The sequence below is a fragment of the Rhizobacter sp. P2_D12 genome, from assembly GCF_056404395.1.
In genome coordinates this window covers 1-2,831 of sequence record NZ_JBFUEB010000237.1, presented here as the reverse complement: position 1 = coordinate 2,831, position 2,831 = coordinate 1, and the positions used below count along the sequence as shown (strand labels likewise).

Annotated in this window: 3 protein-coding genes; all 3 read right to left on the bottom strand. The window is 74.9% G+C overall.

Annotated features, from left to right (window positions below; all coding sequences use genetic code 11):
- Positions 1-929: baseplate wedge protein (locus AC1DYN_RS32005; protein WP_477966752.1), on the bottom strand; the 929-nt coding region annotated here is incomplete at its 3' end.
- Positions 926-1,720: a hypothetical protein gene (locus AC1DYN_RS32000; RefSeq protein WP_477966750.1), complete on the bottom strand. Its 795-nt coding sequence runs from the start codon at positions 1,718-1,720 to the stop codon at positions 926-928. The genes AC1DYN_RS32005 and AC1DYN_RS32000, both read right to left, overlap by 4 nt.
- Positions 1,717-2,831: baseplate J/gp47 family protein (locus tag AC1DYN_RS31995; protein ID WP_477966748.1), on the bottom strand; the 1,115-nt coding region annotated here is incomplete at its 5' end. The genes AC1DYN_RS32000 and AC1DYN_RS31995, both read right to left, overlap by 4 nt.

Here is a 2,831-nt window from a genome sequence, read left to right as displayed (position 1 = left end):
GGGTTGCCGCGCCGCGTGACGGCCAAGGTGGCGGGCGGGCCGCTCGCGCCGGCGTTCGGCAGCACGAGCCGCAAGGCGCCGGCGTCGCTGCGCCATGCCACCGAGCCGCTGCTCGGCGCCGCGTTCGCCGGCCGCAGCTCGGCCAGCCGCGCCAGCTCGACGCCCGGCACCGCCTGCACCACCGCGGCCAGGTCCGACAGGAACAGCCGCTGCGTGCCGTCCTGCCCGGCCGGCAGGTCGTCGATGAAGCCGTGCTGCAGCGCCGGGCCGGTGTAGACCTGCTCCAGCGAGGCGCCGGCGCGCAGCCGCTCGTCCAGGCTGCGGCAGGTGGCGGCGCGCGCGATGAACCGGTCGCAGCGGTCGTAGACCTCGGCCAGCACGTCGGCCGCATCGCGCGGGCCCGCGATCTCGATGCTGCCGTGCAGCTCGCAGGGCACGTCGGYGACGCAGCCGATGGCCGGGTCCAGGTCTTCGCCGAGGTTGCGCTGCGCGAGGAAGGCCGCGCGCGCCGCCTCGATGCGCTGCGCCGTGCTCTCGGCCGCGCCCTGCGACAGCTTCAGCACCAGCCGCACGACGCCGTCCTCGCGCGGCTGCAGCGTCGCGTCGTCGAGCCCCGGCACCGCGTCGAGCAGCACGCGCCGCACGTCGGCCGCCGTGGTCGCGCGGCACGGGAAGGCCTGCGCCGGCGGGTGCAGCGACAGCGCCTCGAAGGCGATGCGGCCGTCGGCGCCGGTCAGGTGGTCGGCGACCGGGAAGCCGGCCCGGTAGGCCACGTCGGTCAGCGCGAAGCACAGCTGCTCGAGCAGCGTGATGCCGGGGTCGTGCAGGTTGTGGTCGGTCCAGGTGCTGCCGCTGACCGCCTGCAGCCAGTCGATGCCCTGCGCGCGCAGCGGCGCGAAGCCGGTCTCGCCGCGGTCCTTCGGGGTCATGCGGCGCTCCCTTCCATCGTCTCGTCGAACCACAGCCGCGTCAGCGTGGCCTGGATGCGCACGCCGGCGCCGTAGTCGCACTTCGAGCGCACCTGCAGCCTGTAGCTCGCATTGCGCCCGCTGCTGCCGTGCCAACGCAGTTCCAGCCTGTCGCAGCGGCGTCCGTACCAGGCGTCATGGCTGCGGATGCGCTTGCGCCGCGAGAAGAAATCCAGCCAGCCGGCCGTCGGGTTGTAGGCGTTCATCGCGATCGCATGCAGCAGCGCGAAGCGCCCGCCCCCGGGATGCCCGGCGCCCACCATCACCTCGAAGGCCTGGCAGCCGGCGAGCGGCCCGGTCAGGTCGTGCCACTCGCCGTCGGCCAGCGCCGGCGCGATGCCGGGCCAGCGGCTGCTGCCCACCCGCCCCTGCATCGCGACGACGCCGGCCACGTCCAGCGCCWCGCGCGGCTCGGCGGTGCCGATGCCCACGCGATCCTGCGCGTCCAGCGCCAGCACCGGCGCGCGCCCGCGCGACGCGCTGACGCCGGCATGGTGGAACAGCAGCTGGTCGCGGTCGCCGCCATAGCTCATCGACCACAGCGCGGTGCGCGCGCTCTGCTCGCGGTAGAAGCTCACCAGCGCGTCGTAGCCGGCCGGCGTCGACACCTCGATGCCGTTCTCGGCCGACTTGCGGAAGCCCTCGTCGCTCATGTTGAGCATCGAGTCGATCAGGTCGCCGAAATGGTCGCGCGTCGGCAGCCGCCCTTCGTCGAAGAAGTGGCGCAGCGTCTCGCGGTTGCGGATCGTCATGCGCCGCCTCCGTCCGCCTGGCCGATCACGAAGGTGCTGCCGATCGCCAGCCGCGCGATGCCGGTGGGCTGCGGCGCCGGGTCGGGAAAGGACGCCGCGGCCGCGACGATGTGGGTGGCCATCGGCAGCGCCAGGCTCCACGGCGTGCGCGCGAGCGCGCGGGCCGCGCCCTGGCGCGCGCTGTCGACCAGCGTGTAGACGCCGTCGTCGCTGCAGGTCACGTGCAGCAGCGACAGCTGCGTGACGTACTCGACGCAATCCAGCGCGCGCAGCCGCGCCTCCAGGTCTTCGCTGCGCACCACCCAGTCGAACGCCGCGCCGCAGCCGTCGTCGAACCACGGCGACAGCGTCTCGACCACCGTGCGGTCGATGCGCTGCAGCGCCGCGCCTTCGTGCGCGCCGCGGGCCAGCCCGACGCTGCAGCGCAGCTGGATGCGGTCGTAGGCCGGGTTGCGCACCAGGATCTTCGCGAACGGCGACGCGCGCTCGCGCAGGTAGTCGGCCATGCGGCGCAGCTCGATCGCGTTGAAGCGCGGCGCCGCGGTCGCGAAGGCCGGGTCGTTGCGCGGCACCTGCGGCACCGCCACCACCAGCACCTGGCCGGCCGGCGGGCGCGGCAGCCCGGCCTCGGCGACCTGGTCGCCGCACAGGCAGCGCGCCTTGAACACCTCGGGGAAGCGCTCCAGCAACAGCCGCTCGGCATCCCAGGCGGTGCTGGCGCGCTGCTTGTGCTGCAGCCGCTCGCCGGCGCGGGTGGCCAGCGCGCGCGCATCCTCGGCCGCGCGCAGGCCGAACGACGGGCCGACCTGCTGCACGCCGGCCAGCCCCGCCACCGACGCACTCGGCTTCGTGATCCGCCCGGCCGGCAGCAGGGCCAGGGCCGTCGGTCCCGTTGCCGGTTCCGTCGACGGCAGCTGGCGGCGCGCCCGCAGCGCATGCGCCTGCACGCCCTGCAGCGCCGCGAAGCCGTCGAACCCCTGGCTGGCCGAGGCGCGCAGCCAGTACAGGCCGGGCGGCATCACGCCGTGGTCCAGCGTCAGGTCGCCGGGCAGGTCGAGCGTGACGATGCCCGAGGTCAGGAAACCCTCGGTGCTGTCGGCCAGCACGCGTG